Genomic DNA, 16,199 nt, shown 5'->3' on the forward strand with positions numbered 1-16,199 from the left:
CGTCCCGAGCCTAACGCGCACGCCACGCACTCCCCCTCGTACATCCGTGCGCGCCCGTGCGCCCGCGTGCGGCCCCCGGACCGCGGGCATTCCTCCGGGGAGAGGGGGAGGTGTGCCGTGCACGGAGCGACCCTGTCGGGGTGGTTACTGGTCGCGCTCTGCACCGCGACGGGCCTGTACTGCCTGTTGCGGATGCGCGCGTGCACCGGCGCGGAGCGGCGGGCCGCGGGCGGGGAGGCGCTGATGGGCCTGGGCATGGCCGTCATGGCGCTGCCCGCGACCGTGGTGGCGCAGCCGGGGTGGAGCTGGGCGGTGTACGCGGCGGTGTTCGGCGGCGCGGCTCTCTTCGCGCTGGCCGGTGCGGCCCGGCGGGGCGGCCACCATCTGCACCACCTCGTCGGCTCGCTCGCCATGCTCTACATGGCGGTGGCGATGGCGGCCCCCGTCGCACAGGGGGCGCACTCGGGGCACGGGACGGGAGCGGCGGGCGGCATCCCCGTACTGACGGGCGGGCTGCTCCTCTACTACACGGTGTACGTGCTGCGCGCCGGAGCACGGCTCGCCCCGGCGCCGTCAGGGGCGCCGGCCGCGGTGGCGTCCACGGTTCCGTCCGCGGTCACGGCGGGCGCCGTCGGCCCCGGACCGGCCTGGACGCACCGGCCCGAGCTGACCCTCGTGTGCCGGCTGTCGATGGCCCTGGCGACGGTGGCGATGCTGGTGACGCTGTGACCGCGCCGGCGCGTCACCGCACGGCCGGCGGCGCTGTGAGTCCGGGCGATCCGCACTCTTCGCACAACGAAACCGTGGCGTACGTCACTTGACGGCCGGGGCCATACCCCCGACCAGTACCGCGCTCATAGGGTGACGCCCATGTGGGTCTCCCTCGCGCTGCTCCTGCTCGGCTTTCTGACCGCCCTCGCGGCCCCCCGGCTGCTGGCGCGGGCCCACTGGGCGGAGCGAGAACCCGTGGTCGCGCTCTGGGTGTGGCAGTGCGTGGTGGCGGCGGTGCTGCTGAGCTTCGCGCTGTCGATGACCTTCAGCGCGTCGGCGGCCTGGCAGGCCGTACGGGGCCAGCTCTTCGCGCCCGCGCCGCGCGCCGTGGTCGACGCGTACGAACTCGGCACGACCGGGCCGTGGTCGGGGGTCCTCGCGGTCGCCCTGGCCTGCGGCGGCCTCTGGACCGGGGCGATGCTCGGCCGGGAGATCGGCCAGGCGCGCGCCCGGCGCAGGCAGCGCCACCGCGATCTCCTCGTCCGCGCCCCCCTGTTGCCCGGGGAGCAGCCCGGCAGTGAGCGGCTCGTCGTCCTGGAGGGCGAGCGTGCGGACGCCTGGTGGATGGCCGGGGGCGCACCCCAACTGGTCATCACCACGGCCGCGCTGCGCCGGCTGAAGGGCCGGCAGCTGGACGCGGTCCTGGCGCACGAGCAGGGGCACGCCCGGGCCCGGCACGACTGGCTGCTGCACTGCTCGGGTGCGCTCGCCGGGGGCTTTCCCGGGATCCCGGTCTTCGTGGCCTTCCGCGAGGAGATGCACCGGCTGGTGGAACTGGCCGCCGACGACGTCGCCTCGCGCCGGTTCGGGCGGCTGACGATCGCGCTGGCGCTCGTCGAACTGAACGAGGACCGGGGCGTGTTCGGCCCAGGCCCCGCACCGGACGCGGATCTGCCGCAGCGCGTCCACCGGCTCCTCACGGCGGCTCCGCGGCTCACGGCGGGGCGCCGGCTGCGCCTGACCGCCGTCGCGGCCCTGGTGCCGGTGGTCCCGGTCCTCGTGGCCTTCGTCCCCGCGCTCACCGCACTGGGGTAGCGGAGGACCGAAGTCCGCCAATGGTGGGGCGGACCGGCGGCGAGGGCGGCGCGTCGGGCAGGATCGGCGCATGCGCTCCTCCGCCGTGGTCTCCGGAGTCCTGTTCACCGTACTGCTCGTGCTCGTCGCCCTCGGGTGGTCGCCCTTGCTCTCCTTCGACCGTTCGGTCGCCGAGGAGTTGCACCGCGACGCCGTTGCCCGACCAGGCGTCACGAGCCTCAACCGCTTCCTCAGCGACTGGGTCTGGGATCCGTGGACGATGCGCGCCCTGGCCGCGGTGACCGTGGTGCTGCTGTGGTGGCGGCGGGAACGGCTCCTCGCCCTGTGGGTGGCCGGCACGAGCCTCGTCGCGGTGGGGCTGCAGCAGGGGCTGAAGTCCCTCGTGGGCCGGGACCGGCCGGTGTGGACCGACCCGGTCGACTCCGCCCGCTTCGCCGCCTTCCCCTCCGGGCACGCGATGACCGCGACGGTGACCTGCGGACTGCTGCTGTGGGTGCTCGCGCTGCGCTGGCGGGCGGAGTGGCGCGGCTGGGGCTTCCTCGCGAGCGCCGCGGTCGTGTCGGTGCTCGGCGTCGGCTGGACCCGGATCTACCTGGGCGTGCACTGGACGTCGGACGTGGTCGGCGGCTGGCTGCTCGGCTGGTGCTGTGTGGTCGCCGCCGTCCTCACGTACCGCCGGAGGAGAATGGGAGAGAAGCGATGAAGCCGCCTGTTCTGGACGATCCCCCGTGTCGCCCAGAACAGACGGCCTGCCCGCCGGCCGGCCACGGGGGCCTTCCGACGGGATGCGCTGAGTATATTGGCCGGCAGCCAGTCAACGCAGGAGCCAAGCATGTCCCCGCGCAGCCCATCGGTCAATGAAGAGCTCAGGCGCCGCTCACGTGAGCGGATTCTGCAGGCCACCGTGGACCTGGTGTCGACGCACGGCTACGAGGCGACGACACTCGGTGACATCGCCGAGCGGGCCGGTACGGCGCGCGGACTCATCTCGTACTACTTCCCGGGGAAGCGGCAGCTGCTGCAGGCGGCGGTGCACCGGCTGATGCACCTGACGCTGGAGGAGGCGCTGGAGCGCGAGCCGCGCACGGAGGACGGCCGGGAGCGGCTGGCCCGGGCGATCGACGCGATCCTGGGCCTCGCGGTGGCACGCCCCACGCTGATGCGGACCCACATGGCGGGGATCCTCCAGGCCGAGGGGTTCGTGCAGTGCCAGGAGCAGCAGCGCCTCGCGTTCCTGCTGCGGGACACGGTCATCCGGTACGGCTCCGAGGACGTGGACACGGACTATCCGCTGCTGCGCGCGCTGCTGATGGGCGCGGTGGTGGCGGTCCTGCTGCCGGGGGCCCCGATGCCGATGGCGCGGCTGCGGTGGGAGCTCTTCCAGCGGTACGGGCTCGGCTGGGAGCAGGGCGCGCCGCCGGACGGAGGTCCGCCCGACAGCGCGCCCGTGGTGCGGCTCGGTCAGTCGTCGAAGTCGAAGTAGTCCGGCTGCGTCTGGACGTTGAGCTCGTCCATCCGGATCCGCTTCGCGGGGTCGGTACGACGGTCGGAGATCTTCAGGACGTCGAAGCCCTTGGCGATGTCGTTCGAGTAGATGTAGCCGTTGTAGTAGTACGCGGACCACGAACCGCCGGTGGCGATGGTGGTGGCGGACAGCGGGCCGCGCTCGAAGTAGCCGATCTCCTTCGGGTTGGAGGAGTCGGTGAAGTCCCAGATGGAGACGCCGCCCTGGTACCAGGCCTGGACCATGAGGTCCTTGCCCTTGACCGGGATGAGCGAGCCGTTGTGGGCGACGCAGTTCTCGGTGTCGGCCTGGTGGCGCGGGATCTTGAAGTAGCTGCGGAAGACGAGCTTGCGCTTGTCGCCCTTGCCGACGATGTCGTAGATGCCGTCGGCGCCCCGGTTGGGGCCGACCTCGGCGTTGCAGGTGGCGCCGCCGCCACCGCCGAGCTCGTCGGTGAAGACGACCTTGTTGGCCTTCTGGTTGAAGGTGGCCGAGTGCCAGAAGGCGAAGTTGACGTTGTCCTGGACCTGGTCGATCACCCGCGGGTGCTCGGGGTCCTTGATGTCGAAGAGGATGCCGTCACCCATGCAGGCGCCGGCGGCGAGGTCCTTCTCCGGCAGCACGGTGATGTCGTGGCAGCCGGTGGTCTTGGAGACGCCCGGGTTGGTGGGACCGCCCGGGTTGCCGCCGCCGTCCGGGCCCTCGCCCGGGAAGAGGACGGGGAAGCCGACGAGCGCGGCCTTCTCGGGCGCCTTGCGCGGCACCTTGATGACCGAGATGCCGTCGTGCGGAGGCTGGCAGTCCGGGAAGGCGGCGTTGGGCGAGTAGGAGGAGACGTACACGTACACGTTCTTGCCCTTGGGCAGGATCGTGTTGGTGTGCGACCCGCAGGCGGTCTCGACGGCGGCGACGTACTTCGGGTTCGTGATGTCGCTGATGTCGAAGATCTTCACACCCTCCCAGGATTCCTTCACCGAGGCGGGCTGCGTCGTGCTGGCGCAGGAGTTGTCGCTTCGGGAGGAGTCGGTGGAGAGGAAGACGAGGTTCCCGGAGACGGAGATGTCGTTCTGGGAACCGGGGCAGAGGACCTGGGCGACGGTCTTCGGGGCCTTCGGGTTGCTGATGTCGAAGATCCGGAAGCCGTCGTAGTTGCCTGCGAAGGCGTACTTGCCCTGGAAGGCGAGGTCCGAGTTGGTGCCCTTGAGGGCGTCCTTCGGGATGTTGGCGAGGTGCTCGATGTTCTTGCTGTGGACGATCTCGTCCACGCCGGGGATGTCACCGCTCTGGATGGCGGAACGCGCTTCGGCGGCCTGCTCCGCGGAGACCGTGCCCTGAGTGAGGGCGTCTCCGGGGTCGGGGGTGGCGACCGAGGGTCCGGCCGCCAGCATCGTGGCGAGCAGGCCGGCGGCTGCCGACGCCACACCCAGGCGTCTGATCCGTGCACGCGGGCTACGCGGGGTACGCGATATTCGCAACGAAGTCACTCCGTCCTCGCTGGTATCCGTTCGACCTTGAACAGATGTTGGACCCCGGCAGTATGGTCCTTGGCGTGCGCATCTCAACAGATGGCAACACAGACGTCATGAAGGTTTTTGATCGATCCCCCTGAGAAAAGTGCTAGGAACGGTCACTGTCCCCGCAAGAACATCTGGAGGTCGCGTTGTTGATCCGCCGTCAGCGTGCCGTCGTCGCCGTGGCCCTGTCAGCCGTCGCCGTGCTCGCCCTGGGCGCCTGCGAGTCGGGATCCGACGCGGCCGTGTCACCGAAGGCCGGGGCCTCGGCCGGAGGCTCGGTGGTGGCCCCGGGGAAGCCCGGCGAGCCGGCCAGACGGATATCGCCGGAGGAGGCCGCCCGGCTCCTCCCCGACGAGCGGCCGAACAGCGCCGACTTCACGTACACGCAGATGATGATCGTCCACCACCGCCAGGCGCTGACCATGACGGAACTCGCCCCGCAGCGGGCGGGATCCCCGGCGGTGAAGAAGGTGGCCGAGCGGATCTCGGCCGCGCAGCAGCCGGAGATCGCCGCGATGGAGGGCTGGCTGAAGAACAACGGCGGGCCGCGCGAGCAGAGCGGCCACGACCATCACTCGATGCCGGGCATGGCGACCGAGGCCCAGCTCGAGGAGTTGAGGGGCGCGAAGGGCAAGGCCTTCGACGAGCTGTTCCTGAAGCTCATGATCACGCACCACCAGGGGGCCGTGACGATGGCGGCCGAGGTGCTGAGCGACGGCAACAACGTCCTGGTGGAGGAGATGGCCAACGACGTGATCGCCCAGCAGACCTCGGAGATCAACCGCATGCAGTCGCTGTAGGCCCTGTCGTCAAACTCCCGCCTGCCCCGCGACGCCGTGCACCCACTCTCGCCGCAGGGCCCGCCCTCCGGGCGGACGACGGGAGTTTGACGCCCCCTAGGGCGTGTTGCGAAAGTAGCGCCGGCCGCCCGAAGGGCGGGCCCGACGGCGTCTGGTGCGTGCGATCGCAAGGCGGAGGGTCGCCCCGATACTGGATGTATCGGGGTGATCCCGACAACGCGGCGAGCGTGCGTGCCAGGCGCCGTCGGGCAGGCGGGACTTTCGCAACACGCCCTAGGCCGACCCGAGGACTCAGGCCCCTTCGTCCTCGCGGCGGGCGGCCTGCGCCTCCGCCGCCGCGAGGACAGAGTCCAGGAGGCCGGGGAACAGGGCGTCCAGGGCTTCCTTGCGCAGGGCGTTGAGCTTCGCCGTGCCCTGGTACGTCTGACGGATGACGCCGCTCTCGCGCAGGACGCGGAAGTGGTGCGTCGTCGTGGACTTGGTGACCGGGAGGTCGAAGTACGAGCAGCTCAGCGCTTCGGCCTCGCGCGCCAGGTCCCGCACGATGCGCAGCCGTACGGCGTCCGAGAGGGCGTGGAGCACCCCTTCGAGGCCGATCTGGTCGCGCGTGGGGTGCTCGAGCGCGCGGGGGCTGGTGGCGGTCGACATGGCGGCGGCTCCACTTCATCCGGTTGAGCCTCATGGGTCGCACCTCATGGGCCGGACCCCATTGTACGAGAACTCTCGTAGTTTGACAGATGCCGTACTACGATGAGTATCGTACGAGCATCCTTCGAGGCCCCCGAAACGGAGTCCGTCATGAGCGTCGCCCTGTTCCAGCCCTACACCCTGCGTTCGCTGACCGTGCCCAACCGGGTCTGGATGGCGCCGATGTGCCAGTACTCGGCCGAGATGACCGGACCGAACGCGGGTGTGGCCGGGGACTGGCACTTCGCCCACTACGCCTCCCGGGCCACCGGCGGTGCCGGACTCATCCTCGTCGAGGCGACCGCCGTCGCCCCCGAGGGGCGGATCAGCCCGGCGGACCTCGGCCTGTGGAACGACACCCAGACGGAGGGGCTGCGCCGGATCGCGGGCTTCCTCAAGGAGCACGGCACCGTGCCGGGCATCCAGATCGGCCACGCCGGGCGCAAGGCCTCGACCAACCGCCCCTGGCAGGGCCGCGGTCCCGTCGCACCGGGCGGTCCCGGCTGGCAGCCCGTCGGCCCCAGCCCGGTCGCCTTCGACGAGGGCTACCCGGTGCCGACCGAGCTGACCGTCGAGCGGATCCGCGAGATCACCGGGCAGTTCGCGGACGCGGCCCGCCGCGCGCTGGACGCCGGCTTCGAGGTCGTCGAGGTGCACGGCGCCCACGGCTACCTCATCGGCGAGTTCCTCTCCCCGCACAGCAACCACCGCACCGACGCGTACGGCGGGTCCTTCGAGAACCGGACCCGGCTCGCCCTGGAGGTCGTCGACGCGGTGCGGGCCGTCTGGCCCGAGGAGCTGCCCGTCTTCTTCCGGATCTCCGCCACCGACTGGCTGGAGGAGCAGGGCTGGACGGCCGACGAGACCGTGCGGTTCGCCGCGCTGCTGCGTGAGCACGGCGTCGACCTCCTCGACGTCTCCAGCGGCGGCAACGGCGGGCCGGCGCGGATCCCCGTGGGCCCCGGCTATCAGGTGCCGTTCGCCGCCCGGGTCAAGGCCGAGACGGGGCTGCCCGTGGCCGCCGTCGGCCTGATCACCGAGAGCGAGCAGGCCGAGAAGATCCTCGCCAACGGCGAGGCCGACGCGGTCCTCCTCGGCCGCGAGCTGCTCCGCGACGCCTCCTGGCCCCGCCGCGCGGCCCGCGAGCTCGGCGCGGAGACCCACGCCCCGGCGCAGTACGCCTGGGCGATCTGAGGACCGGCTCCCGGGGCCGGGACGCGGGGCCTCAGGTGTGTCCGGGGGCCGTTGTCAGTGGCCGGGTGCAGACTGGCCGGTATCCGCGACAACGGCGTCCTGGAGGTACCAAGCCATGCCCGACGTACTCCTCACCGTAGGCACCCGCAAGGGGCTCTTCATCGGCCACCGGCGCGACGGCCGATGGGAGTTCGACGATCCGGCCTTCCCCGCGCAGGCGGTGTACTCCGTCGCCATCGACACCCGGCGTCCGGTCCCGCGGCTCCTCGTGGGCGGGGACAGCGCCCACTGGGGCCCGTCCGTCTTCCACTCCGACGACCTCGGCAAGAGCTGGACCGAGCCCGCGCGGCCCGCGGTGAAGTTCCCCGAGGACACGGGGGCCTCGCTGGAGCGCGTCTGGCAGCTGCACCCGGCGCCCGGGCACTCCCCCGACGTCGTGTACGCGGGGACGGAGCCCGCGGCGCTGTTCCGCTCGGCGGACGGCGGGGAGTCCTTCGAACTGGTCCGCCCTCTCTGGGAACATCCCACCCGCGACAAGTGGGTGCCCGGCGGAGGCGGCGAGGCCGTCCACACCGTCGTCACCGACCCCCGCGATCCGGACGCGCTCACGGTCGCGGTGTCGACCGCCGGCGTGTTCCGCTCCCGGGACGGCGGGGCGGCCTGGGAGCCGTCCAACCACGGGGTGTCCGCGGTCTTCCTGCCCGATCCGAACCCCGAGTTCGGGCAGTGCGTCCACAAGATCGCCCAGGACGCGGCCGACAAGGACCGGCTGTACCTCCAGAACCACTGGGGCGTGTTCCGCAGCGACGACGGGGGCGGCAGCTGGTCCGACATCGGCGCCGGGCTCCCCTCCGACTTCGGCTTCGCCGTCGCCGCCCACCCGCACCGCCCGGACACCGCCTACGTCTTCCCCATCACCGCGGACTCCGACCGCGTCCCGGCGGACCACCGCTGCCGCGTCTACCGGACGAACGACGCCGGGGCCAGCTGGGAACCGCTGAGCCGGGGGCTGCCCGAGGGCGACCACTACGGCACGGTCCTGCGGGACGCGCTCTGCACGGACGACGCGGACCCGGCGGGCGTCTACTTCGGCAACCGCAACGGCGAGTTGTACGCGAGCGCGGACGACGGGGAGAGCTGGAGCCTCCTGGCGGAGCACCTGCCGGACGTCCTGTGCGTGCGGGCCGCCGTGATCTGACGGCCCGCCCCGGGGCTGTGCCCTGGGGCCGTGCCCCCAGGGCGCCGGTCCGCCGCGCGCGGGTCAGGGCAGGCGCCAGTCCACGGGCTGGGCGCCCTGGTTCAGGAGGAGTTCGTTGGCGCGGCTGAAGGGGCGGGAGCCGAAGAAGCCCCGGTCCGCCGACATCGGGGACGGGTGCGCCGACTCGATCGCCGGGAGGTCGCCGAGGAGCGGCCGGGCGTTCCGGGCGTCCCGGCCCCACAGGATGGACACCAGCGGCTTGCCGCGGGCTGCCAGGGCGCGGATGGCCTGCTCGGTCACCTCTTCCCAGCCCTTGCCGCGGTGGGCGGCCGGCTTGCGCGGGGCCGTCGTCAGGGCCCTGTTGAGGAGCAGGACGCCCTGGCGGGTCCAGGGGGTCAGGTCGCCGTTCGACGGCCTGGGCAGACCCAGATCGGTGTTCAGCTCGCGGTAGATGTTCTCCAGGCTGCCCGGCAGCGAGCGGACCTCGGGAGCGACCGCGAAGCTGAGTCCGATCGCCATCCCCGGTGTCGGGTAGGGATCCTGACCCACGATCAGGACCCGCACGTCGCCGAAGGGCTGCTGGAAGGCCCGCAGCACGTTCGGCCCGGACGGCAGGTACGTCCGGCCGGCGGCGATCTCCGCGCGCAGGAAGTCGCCCATCTCCGCCACACGGCCCGCGACGGGGCTCAGGGCCTCCGCCCAGCCGGGCTCCACCAGTTCGTTCAAGGGTCGCGCTGTCACGGTCCGTCACTCTACCGGCCTACAGTGACACCCGGGTCCGCCCCGGCCCCGGGACCCGGCCCTTCGTCACCCGCCCACCTCTCTTGTCCCTCCGACGTCAGGACGGTGCACCGTGGATTCCGTGAACGAACCCGCCGAGGGGCTTGTCGTCGGTGTGGACTCCGGCGGTTCCGGACTGCGGATCGCGCTGGCCGGGGCGGCGGACGGGACGGTGCTCGACACCCTCGCCTCGCGGGAGCCGGTCAGGACCGGGCCGGCCGGCATCTCGGCGGCGCACTTCCTGGAGCAGGTCCTCCCGGCCGTCCACGCGCTGCGCGAGCGCGCCGGGACGGGGGCCGCGGGTGCGGCGGCCGGCCGGCCGGTCCTCGCGGTGGCCGTGGGCGCCGCCGGGATGGCGACGCTCGGGGACGAGCTGCGTGCCGAACTGCCGGGTGCCTTCGCCGAGGCGTGGGGCGTCCGACGGCTCGCGCTGGCGGCCGACGCCGTCACCGCGTACGCGGGGGCGCTCGGTCAGCGGCCGGGCGCGGTCGTCGCGGGCGGCACGGGGATGATCGCGCTCGGCACGGACCTGCTCTCCTGGCGGCGCGCCGACGGCTGGGGGCATCTCCTCGGCGACTGCGGCAGCGGCGCGTGGATCGGCCGGGCGGGCCTGGAGGCGGCGATGCGCGCCCACGACGGGCGCCGCGGCGGTTCGGCCGCGCTCCTCGCGCGGGCCGAGAAGCTGTTCGGTCCCGCCGCCGGGCTGCCGGGCGTGCTCTACCCCCGTACCGACCGGCCCGCCGTACTCGCCTCGTTCGCCCCGGAGGTGGGGGGCTGCGCCGCCGCCGGGGACCCGGTCGCGGCGGAGGTGCTCGGCCGCGCCGCGGCGCACGTGGCGGACGCGGCCGAGGCCGTGTGCCCGGCGGGACCGGGCGCCCTGGTCGCCCTGACGGGCGGTCTCTTCCGGATGGGCGACCCCCTCCTCGTACCGCTGCGTGCCGCACTCACGGAGCGGGTCCCGCACGCCCGGGCGGTCGCGCCGGCCGGCGATCCGCTGGCCGGCGCGGTCCTCCTCGCCTCGGCACTCGCCTCCGGCACACTGCGTCTCCCGGAGGATCCGTCGCTGCTGCGCCTGTTCGGCGATACGGGGGCATGAGCGGCGTCCGCCCAGGTCGGGGGTGGTGCGGAAGCGCGGACCGGGCCTGGACCGGACACGAAGACCGGACATAGGGGGACAGACGGCGCGCGATCGCACCTCACCGAACAGCGTGGCCGACGAAACCAGTAGCATGCGGCGCCATGAGCTCCCCCACTGGGCCTGCTTCCGGCCTGCCTGTACGAATGCCTCGCCCCCGCCAGTCCGGGCGGCACCGTCGCCCCGAACCCGCGGCGGCGCCCGAGGGCGCTCCCGCACTGGTTCTCGCCGTTCCCGGTGTGCCGTCGGCCGCCATACGCTCGCTGGCCGAAGAGGTCGTGAGCATCGCCCGCTCGGAGCTGCCCGGCCTGGAGGCCGCGATCGGTTTCCTGGACGGCGACGACGTCGAGTACCCCGCGCTCGCGACCGTGCTGACGGCCGCCGACGCGCTCCGCGTCCAGCGGTACGAGCTGGCCGTGGCCGCCGGCCGTGAGGTCGCCGCCCCGGCCGGTCCCGCCGCCGTCGTGGTCCCGCTGCTCGCGGGCCCGGACAGCGCCGTGATGCGCCAGGTGCGCCAGGCCGTCATGGACGCCGGGAACACCGCCGAGCTGACCGAGGTCCTCGGCCCGCACCCGCTGCTCGCCGAGGCGCTGCACGTGCGCCTGTCCGAGGCGGGGCTCGCCCGCGCCGACCGCGCCCGGCTGTTCACGGTGGCGACCGCCGCCGACGGCATCATCCTGGCCACGGTCGGTGGCGAGGAGGCCGTGCAGGCCGCCGGCATCACCGGCATGCTGCTCGCCGCGCGCCTCGCGGTGCCGGTGATGGCCGCCGCGCTCGACCAGGAGGGTTCGATCACCTCCATCGCCGAGCAGCTCCGTGCCGCGGGCTCGGCCCAGCTGGCGCTCGCCCCGTACCTGATCGGCCCCGAGCTGGCCGAGGGCCTGCTCGACGAGGCCTCGAAGGAGGCCGGGTGCGCCGCCGCCGAGCCGCTGGGGGCCTACCCGGCGATCGGCAAGCTGGTGCTCTCGCAGTACAGCTCGGCGCTGGGCATCCCGCCGCAGCAGCCGCAGGGCGCGCCGTCGCTCTGAGGCGCGGCACGAGGCCGTAAAAGGGCCCGCACCGGGATTCCGGTGCGGGCCCTTCCGCGTACGCGGCGGCGGGTGCGGGCACGTCCCGCGCGGGCGCAGGTCTCGCACGTCGGCACGTCCCGCGCGAGCTGCGGTCCCGCCTGGTTCGGCCGTCCCGCCTGGTTCGGCCGTCTCGCGTGGTTCAGCCGTCTCGCGTGGTTCAGCCGAAGACGACGCAGGAGGCCGCCGGGACCTCGATCGCGCCCGCCCGGGCCGGTACGCCGGTCTCCGGGTCGACGTCGAACCAGGTGACGTCCCCGGAGCGCTCGTTGGCCGCGTACAGCCGCCGGCCCGAGGGGTCGAGGGTCAGGTCGCGCGGCCAGACGCCTCCGCAGGGCACGGTGGCGACGAGTTCGGCCTTCGCTCCGTCCGCGTCGAGGGCGAGGACGGCCAGGGTGTCGTCGCCGCGGACGGCGGCCCACAGGAACCGCCCGTCGCGGGACGCGACGATCTCGGAGGGGTGGCTGGGGCCCTGCGTGCCCTCGGGGACGACGGGGGTCTCGCCGAGCGGTTCGAGGGTGCCCGTCGCCGCGTCCCAGCGGCAGACGGTGAGCGTGGGCTCCAGCTCGTTCAGGACGTAGACGTGGGTGCCGGCCGGGTGGAAGGTGAGGTGACGCGGGCCGGTGCCGGGGCGCAGCGCGGTCTCGCCGTGGAGGGTGAGCTCCCCGGTCCCGGGATCGAGGACGCAGATCCGTACGGAGTCGGTGCCGAGGTCCACGCTGACGACCCAGCGGCCGGACGGGTCGGGGAGCACCTGGTGGGCGTGGGGGCCGCTCTGGCGGCCGGGGACGCTGCCGCGGCCCTCGTGCCGCAGGACGGCCGTGGCAGGGCGGGGGGTGCCGTCCGCGGCCAGCGGCAGGACGGTGACGCTGCCGGAGGTGTAGTTGGCCGTGACGAGGTGGCCGGCGGCGAGGGCGAGGTGGGTGGGGCCCGCGCCGTCGACGGGCACGGGGTCGCCGAGCGGCCTGGGCGTGGGTCCGGTGACGTCGAAGGCGGCGACGGCGCCCAGCTCGCTCTCGGACACCGCGTGGAGCACGGGGCCGGCGAGGGCGAGGAAGGAGGGGTCGGCGACGGCGTCGGTGGCGCCGGTGACGGTCAGCGCGCCCGTCGCCGCGTCGACATCGGCGGCGAGGACGCCGCGCCCGCCCGCCGAGGTGAACGACCCGATGTACGCGCGCGCCGCGCTCCGCCCCTGTACCGCCCGTGTGTCGCCCATGCCGCCTCCCCTGTCGCACGACCGGTCACGGACGACCGGCCGTCGTCCGGCCGACGGTAGCAGGCGGTCTAGACCAACTGGATCGGGCATGGCCGGATCCCGGGCGGGGGACGGCCCGGATCCCGGGCGGGGGGGCCGGCCGGTACGGATCGGGCCGGGGCGGGTCGGGTCAGGCCGGGCCACGCCGGGCCGGGCCGGGGCGGGCCGGGCCAGGACGGGCCAGGACGGGCCGGGCTGCGCCGGGCCAGGGCCAGAGCGGGCCAGGGCCGGGCCCAGTAGGCCGGGCCGGTTACGGACGCGCGGGCCGGGGCGGCGCAGGGGCGCTCAGGAGCGGAGCATCCACGCGCCCGGCGGCGTGCGCAGTGGGGCGTCCAGTTCCGTGAGGACGCGGGCGAGGCCCCTCGCGTGGGCGAGAGCCGGGGCGCCCGCGTGGGCGTCGCTCTCGGTCCGGAGGTGTCCGTCCGGCTCCACCGCGGCCCCTTCGCGGGAGGTGAGGGCCTCCACGGCGGCTTCGACGCGCCAGCAGGCGGCGGCCAGGCGGGCGTCGTGGCTGGCGTCCGGGTCGGCGGCGACGGCGACCAGTCCGCGTACCTCCCGGGCCGCCTCGTCGAGGAGCACGAGGACGCGGCGCGCCCGCTCCTTCCGCCCCCTGAAGGGGGTCAGCGGATGCACCAGCGGAGCCAGCGACAGCCGTACGCGGCCGAGGAGCGCCTCCAGCTCGGCGGCGTGCGGCGCGGGGTCGGCGGCTTCCTCACCGGCGAGGCGGCGGACGGTCGCCGAGGTCGCGGACCTGACGCAGAGGAGCGCTCGCTGGATCCACGCGTCGTTCGTGGTGTGCGTCCGGACGGGCAGGACCAGCGTCACGGCGAGACCGGCGCACACGGCCCCGGCCCCGGTCTCGGCCACGCGCAGCAGGAGCAGCGCGCCGTCCAGCACCCCCAGCAGCCCGTAGAGCAGGCTGGCCATGACGGTGACCGCGAGGATCATCCAGCTGTACGAGACGGCGGCGGTGTAGAAGATGCCGAACACGCAGACGGCGACCAGCAGCGCGGTGACGACGGGCGCGCCCCCCAGGGGGATGGCGACGAGGAATCCGCCGACGATGCCGGTGACGGTTCCGAGGACGCGTCGGAAGCCCCGTACGAGCGTCTCGCCCCGTGAGGCCGTGTTGACGAAGATCCACCAGACCGTGCCGACGGCCCAGTACCAGCGCTCCTCCGAGAGGAACTGTCCGATGACGAGGGCCGCCGCCGAGGCGACCGTGACCTGGACGGCCTGGCGGGTGGTGGCCCGGGCGAGTCCCGTCCCGGGCAGCGGGGCGGGCGCCGTCGGCGGCGGGACCCGACGCTCGACGGGCCACAGCACGAAGCGCACGGCCGCGGCCGCGACCAGCGCGACGCCGGTCGCCGCGTACAGCTCGGGGAGCTGGGCGGGGAGCGCGTGGAGGAACTGGGTCACGAAGAACTGCATGAAGGCGAAGATGCCCAGGGCGTGCCCTCGCGGCCCCCAGCGGCGCACGTAGACGCCGGCGAAGATCACGAGCAGCCAGGCCGTGTCGCGCGCGAGCGGCGCGTCGTGCAGAAGGGTCGCGAGGGCGAGCACGGGGAAGCCGACGGTCGGCAGCAGGGCGGTGGTGACGGCCTGACGGCGCACCGTGGAGTCACCCACCGTGAAGAGCGCGAGCAGCGCGGCGAGACCGGCGGTGATGGACGCGACGAGGGACAGGCCGAGCAGCTCGGCCAGGGCGACCGCGAGTGTGACGCCGAGGACGGCGCGGAGCGAGATCCGCAGCCGGACCCGCCCCGGATCCGGAGCCATGAAGTACTTCTGCAGCTTCAGCACGGCGGCCAATCCCGCCCCCCTTGATCTGTTCCCTCACCGCGCGCGAGGTCCCCCTGGGGTGGTGGGGGCTCGGACACGACGAAAGCACCGCGGGCCGGTCCGGCCTCGTCGCCGGACGGCGCTGCGCGGCGCCGAAGATGTGTGATGCCTACAAGGATAGACCGAAGGGGGTACTTCGGCTCAACAGAGAGAAGAAGGGCTGGGCCATTGGCCCAGCCGTGGGGTGGTGCGGGTGACCGGACGGAGCCATTGGCTCAGGCGGTCGGGTCGAGTCCCCCGACGCGTCCGGCGGGCTTCCCTTCGGGCGCCGGGGCGGCGGCCCGTGGTGCCGGGAACGGGCTCGCGGGGAGCTGCTCGACCCTTGTGCAGTAGGGCAGGCCGTGCAGCGGCTCGTCGGACAGGAAGCGGGTCACCAGGTCGGTGATCTCCGCGGGCCGTTCCAGGAAGAGCATGTGGTCGCTCTCCGCGATCTCGGCGAACCAGCCCGTGCCGCACGCCAGCGCCATGCGTCGGCACTGCGCCGGGGTGGTGAAGGCGTCGTGCTCACCCGTCACGGTCAGGGTGGTGGCCGCCACCGGCACGCCGGTGTCCAGCTCGGCGTGCCGGAGGAGACGCTGCGTGTTGGTGCTCACCTGCACGATCTCGGCCGCCGAGAGGGCGGCCAGGCGCCGCAGGAGGAAGCGGCGGACGCGCGCGCCGTTGGTGATCCCGTCGAGGCGCCCCGTGTTCATCATGATGTCGACGGCGGCATGGGCGTACTCGTCCATCCTGCCGGCGTCGAGGAAGGCCAGGGCGCGGTGCATGGCCTGCCGGGAGTGCTCGGGGATGGCCGCCATCGTGCCGACCAGGACCATGCGTCCCACGAGGTCGGGACGGCGCTGGGCGATGCGGTAGGCGATGGCGCTCCCGTAGGAGCCGCCCACCACGTTGACCCGCCGCAGACCGCTCTCGTCGAGTATGTGGCAGACGGCGTCCGCCAGGGTGTCCACGCTCCGCCCCGGGGGCAGCGGGTCGGCGGCGCCCCAGCCGGGCGGGTCGACGGTGAAGACGTCCATGTCCGCCAGGAAGAGCTTCTCGCAGCGCCCCCACGTCTCCTTGCTCTGGAAGGCGCCCCCGATCAAGAGCAGCGGACGCATCCTCGGGGCGGCCGCCGGGACCAGGCGCGACTCGCAGCGCAGTCCGTCCCAGCGGTGCCGGCGCACCACCTCCGACCGCTGTGACGGCTGCGACCCGACCGAAGGGGGCGGTGACGAGAGGGGCATTGCGGGGTCCTTTCAGGTCGGCGAAGGAACCGTGCGGAAGGGGGCGGTGCGCGATGTCACCGCCCGGCCCCGGCCGCTCAGCCGCCCGAGCCTTCCCGTTGGCACCCTTTTGTCCTGCTCTCGGAGATCAACGATCCTCGGCGTCCAAGGGCACGCCGTACCCGCCGGACCTCGGCCTCCGAGGGCACGCCGGA

General features: G+C 73.6%; 15 protein-coding genes. 9 read left to right on the plus strand and 6 right to left on the minus strand.

Annotated elements, in window-relative coordinates; all coding sequences use genetic code 11:
* Positions 1-117: 117 nt before the first annotated feature.
* The 4 genes from ACF08F_RS21675 to ACF08F_RS21690 all read left to right on the plus strand — a co-directional run bounded on the left by ACF08F_RS21675 (position 118) and on the right by ACF08F_RS21690 (position 3,289).
* A complete protein-coding gene (locus ACF08F_RS21675; RefSeq protein WP_392300153.1) occupies positions 118-729 on the plus strand; it encodes a DUF5134 domain-containing protein in 612 nt (203 codons plus the stop codon).
* 141 nt (positions 730-870) lie between these two features.
* Positions 871-1,806 (plus strand): M56 family metallopeptidase, encoded by a 936-nt coding sequence (locus ACF08F_RS21680; RefSeq protein ID WP_392300154.1) that lies wholly within the window; start codon positions 871-873, stop codon positions 1,804-1,806.
* Between the two features lie 70 nt (positions 1,807-1,876).
* Positions 1,877-2,509 (plus strand): phosphatase PAP2 family protein, encoded by a 633-nt coding sequence (locus tag ACF08F_RS21685; protein ID WP_392300155.1) that lies wholly within the window; start codon positions 1,877-1,879, stop codon positions 2,507-2,509.
* Between the two features lie 129 nt (positions 2,510-2,638).
* Positions 2,639-3,289: a TetR/AcrR family transcriptional regulator gene (locus tag ACF08F_RS21690; RefSeq protein ID WP_055644856.1), complete on the plus strand. Its 651-nt coding sequence runs from the start codon at positions 2,639-2,641 to the stop codon at positions 3,287-3,289.
* Here ACF08F_RS21690 and ACF08F_RS21695 read toward each other — a convergent pair.
* Positions 3,268-4,698: an LVIVD repeat-containing protein gene (locus ACF08F_RS21695; RefSeq protein WP_392300387.1), complete on the minus strand. Its 1,431-nt coding sequence runs from the start codon at positions 4,696-4,698 to the stop codon at positions 3,268-3,270. The two genes, ACF08F_RS21690 and ACF08F_RS21695, sit on opposite strands and share 22 nt — an antisense overlap.
* Before the next feature lie 272 nt (positions 4,699-4,970).
* Here ACF08F_RS21695 and ACF08F_RS21700 point away from each other — a divergent pair, with 272 nt between their 5' ends.
* Positions 4,971-5,624: a DUF305 domain-containing protein gene (locus ACF08F_RS21700; protein ID WP_392300156.1), complete on the plus strand. Its 654-nt coding sequence runs from the start codon at positions 4,971-4,973 to the stop codon at positions 5,622-5,624.
* A 291-nt stretch (positions 5,625-5,915) separates the two neighbouring features.
* Here the strand turns inward: ACF08F_RS21700 and ACF08F_RS21705 are convergent, their stop codons facing one another.
* Complete coding sequence (locus ACF08F_RS21705; RefSeq protein WP_392300157.1) at positions 5,916-6,272, minus strand: ArsR/SmtB family transcription factor; 357 nt, start codon at positions 6,270-6,272, stop codon at positions 5,916-5,918.
* Positions 6,273-6,422: 150 nt separating this feature from the next.
* On the opposite strand from ACF08F_RS21705, the gene ACF08F_RS21710 reads away from it, so the two are divergent.
* Together ACF08F_RS21710 and ACF08F_RS21715 are read left to right on the plus strand one after the other, a co-directional pair.
* On the plus strand, positions 6,423-7,505 hold the full coding sequence (locus tag ACF08F_RS21710) for an NADH:flavin oxidoreductase/NADH oxidase (protein WP_392300158.1): 1,083 nt from the start codon (positions 6,423-6,425) through the stop codon (positions 7,503-7,505).
* Positions 7,506-7,620: 115 nt separating this feature from the next.
* Positions 7,621-8,703 (plus strand): WD40/YVTN/BNR-like repeat-containing protein, encoded by a 1,083-nt coding sequence (locus ACF08F_RS21715; RefSeq protein WP_392300159.1) that lies wholly within the window; start codon positions 7,621-7,623, stop codon positions 8,701-8,703.
* Positions 8,704-8,766: 63 nt separating this feature from the next.
* Here ACF08F_RS21715 and ACF08F_RS21720 read toward each other — a convergent pair whose 3' ends face one another.
* Positions 8,767-9,444, minus strand: a complete 678-nt coding sequence (locus tag ACF08F_RS21720) for a uracil-DNA glycosylase (RefSeq protein ID WP_392300160.1) — start codon at positions 9,442-9,444, stop codon at positions 8,767-8,769.
* Positions 9,445-9,556: 112 nt separating this feature from the next.
* Here ACF08F_RS21720 and ACF08F_RS21725 point away from each other — a divergent pair, with 112 nt between their 5' ends.
* On the plus strand, positions 9,557-10,579 hold the full coding sequence (locus ACF08F_RS21725) for an N-acetylglucosamine kinase (RefSeq protein WP_392300161.1): 1,023 nt from the start codon (positions 9,557-9,559) through the stop codon (positions 10,577-10,579).
* A 143-nt stretch (positions 10,580-10,722) separates the two neighbouring features.
* Positions 10,723-11,646 carry a sirohydrochlorin chelatase gene (locus ACF08F_RS21730; protein ID WP_392300162.1) on the plus strand — a complete coding sequence of 308 codons (924 nt, stop codon included), beginning with the start codon at positions 10,723-10,725 and terminating at the stop codon, positions 11,644-11,646.
* A gap of 199 nt (positions 11,647-11,845) precedes the next feature.
* Here ACF08F_RS21730 and ACF08F_RS21735 read toward each other — a convergent pair whose 3' ends face one another.
* From ACF08F_RS21735 to ACF08F_RS21745, 3 genes are all read right to left on the minus strand, one after another.
* Complete coding sequence (locus ACF08F_RS21735) at positions 11,846-12,901, minus strand: lactonase family protein (RefSeq protein ID WP_392300163.1); 1,056 nt, start codon at positions 12,899-12,901, stop codon at positions 11,846-11,848.
* 324 nt (positions 12,902-13,225) lie between these two features.
* Positions 13,226-14,719, minus strand: coding sequence for an FUSC family protein (locus ACF08F_RS21740; protein WP_392300388.1), 1,494 nt, complete (start codon positions 14,717-14,719; stop codon positions 13,226-13,228).
* Between the two features lie 278 nt (positions 14,720-14,997).
* On the minus strand, positions 14,998-16,005 hold the full coding sequence (locus ACF08F_RS21745; protein ID WP_392300164.1) for an alpha/beta fold hydrolase: 1,008 nt from the start codon (positions 16,003-16,005) through the stop codon (positions 14,998-15,000).
* Positions 16,006-16,199 lie beyond the last annotated feature (194 nt).

Source organism: Streptomyces sp. NPDC015130 (genome assembly GCF_043080005.1).
Lineage (GTDB): Bacteria > Actinomycetota > Actinomycetes > Streptomycetales > Streptomycetaceae > Streptomyces.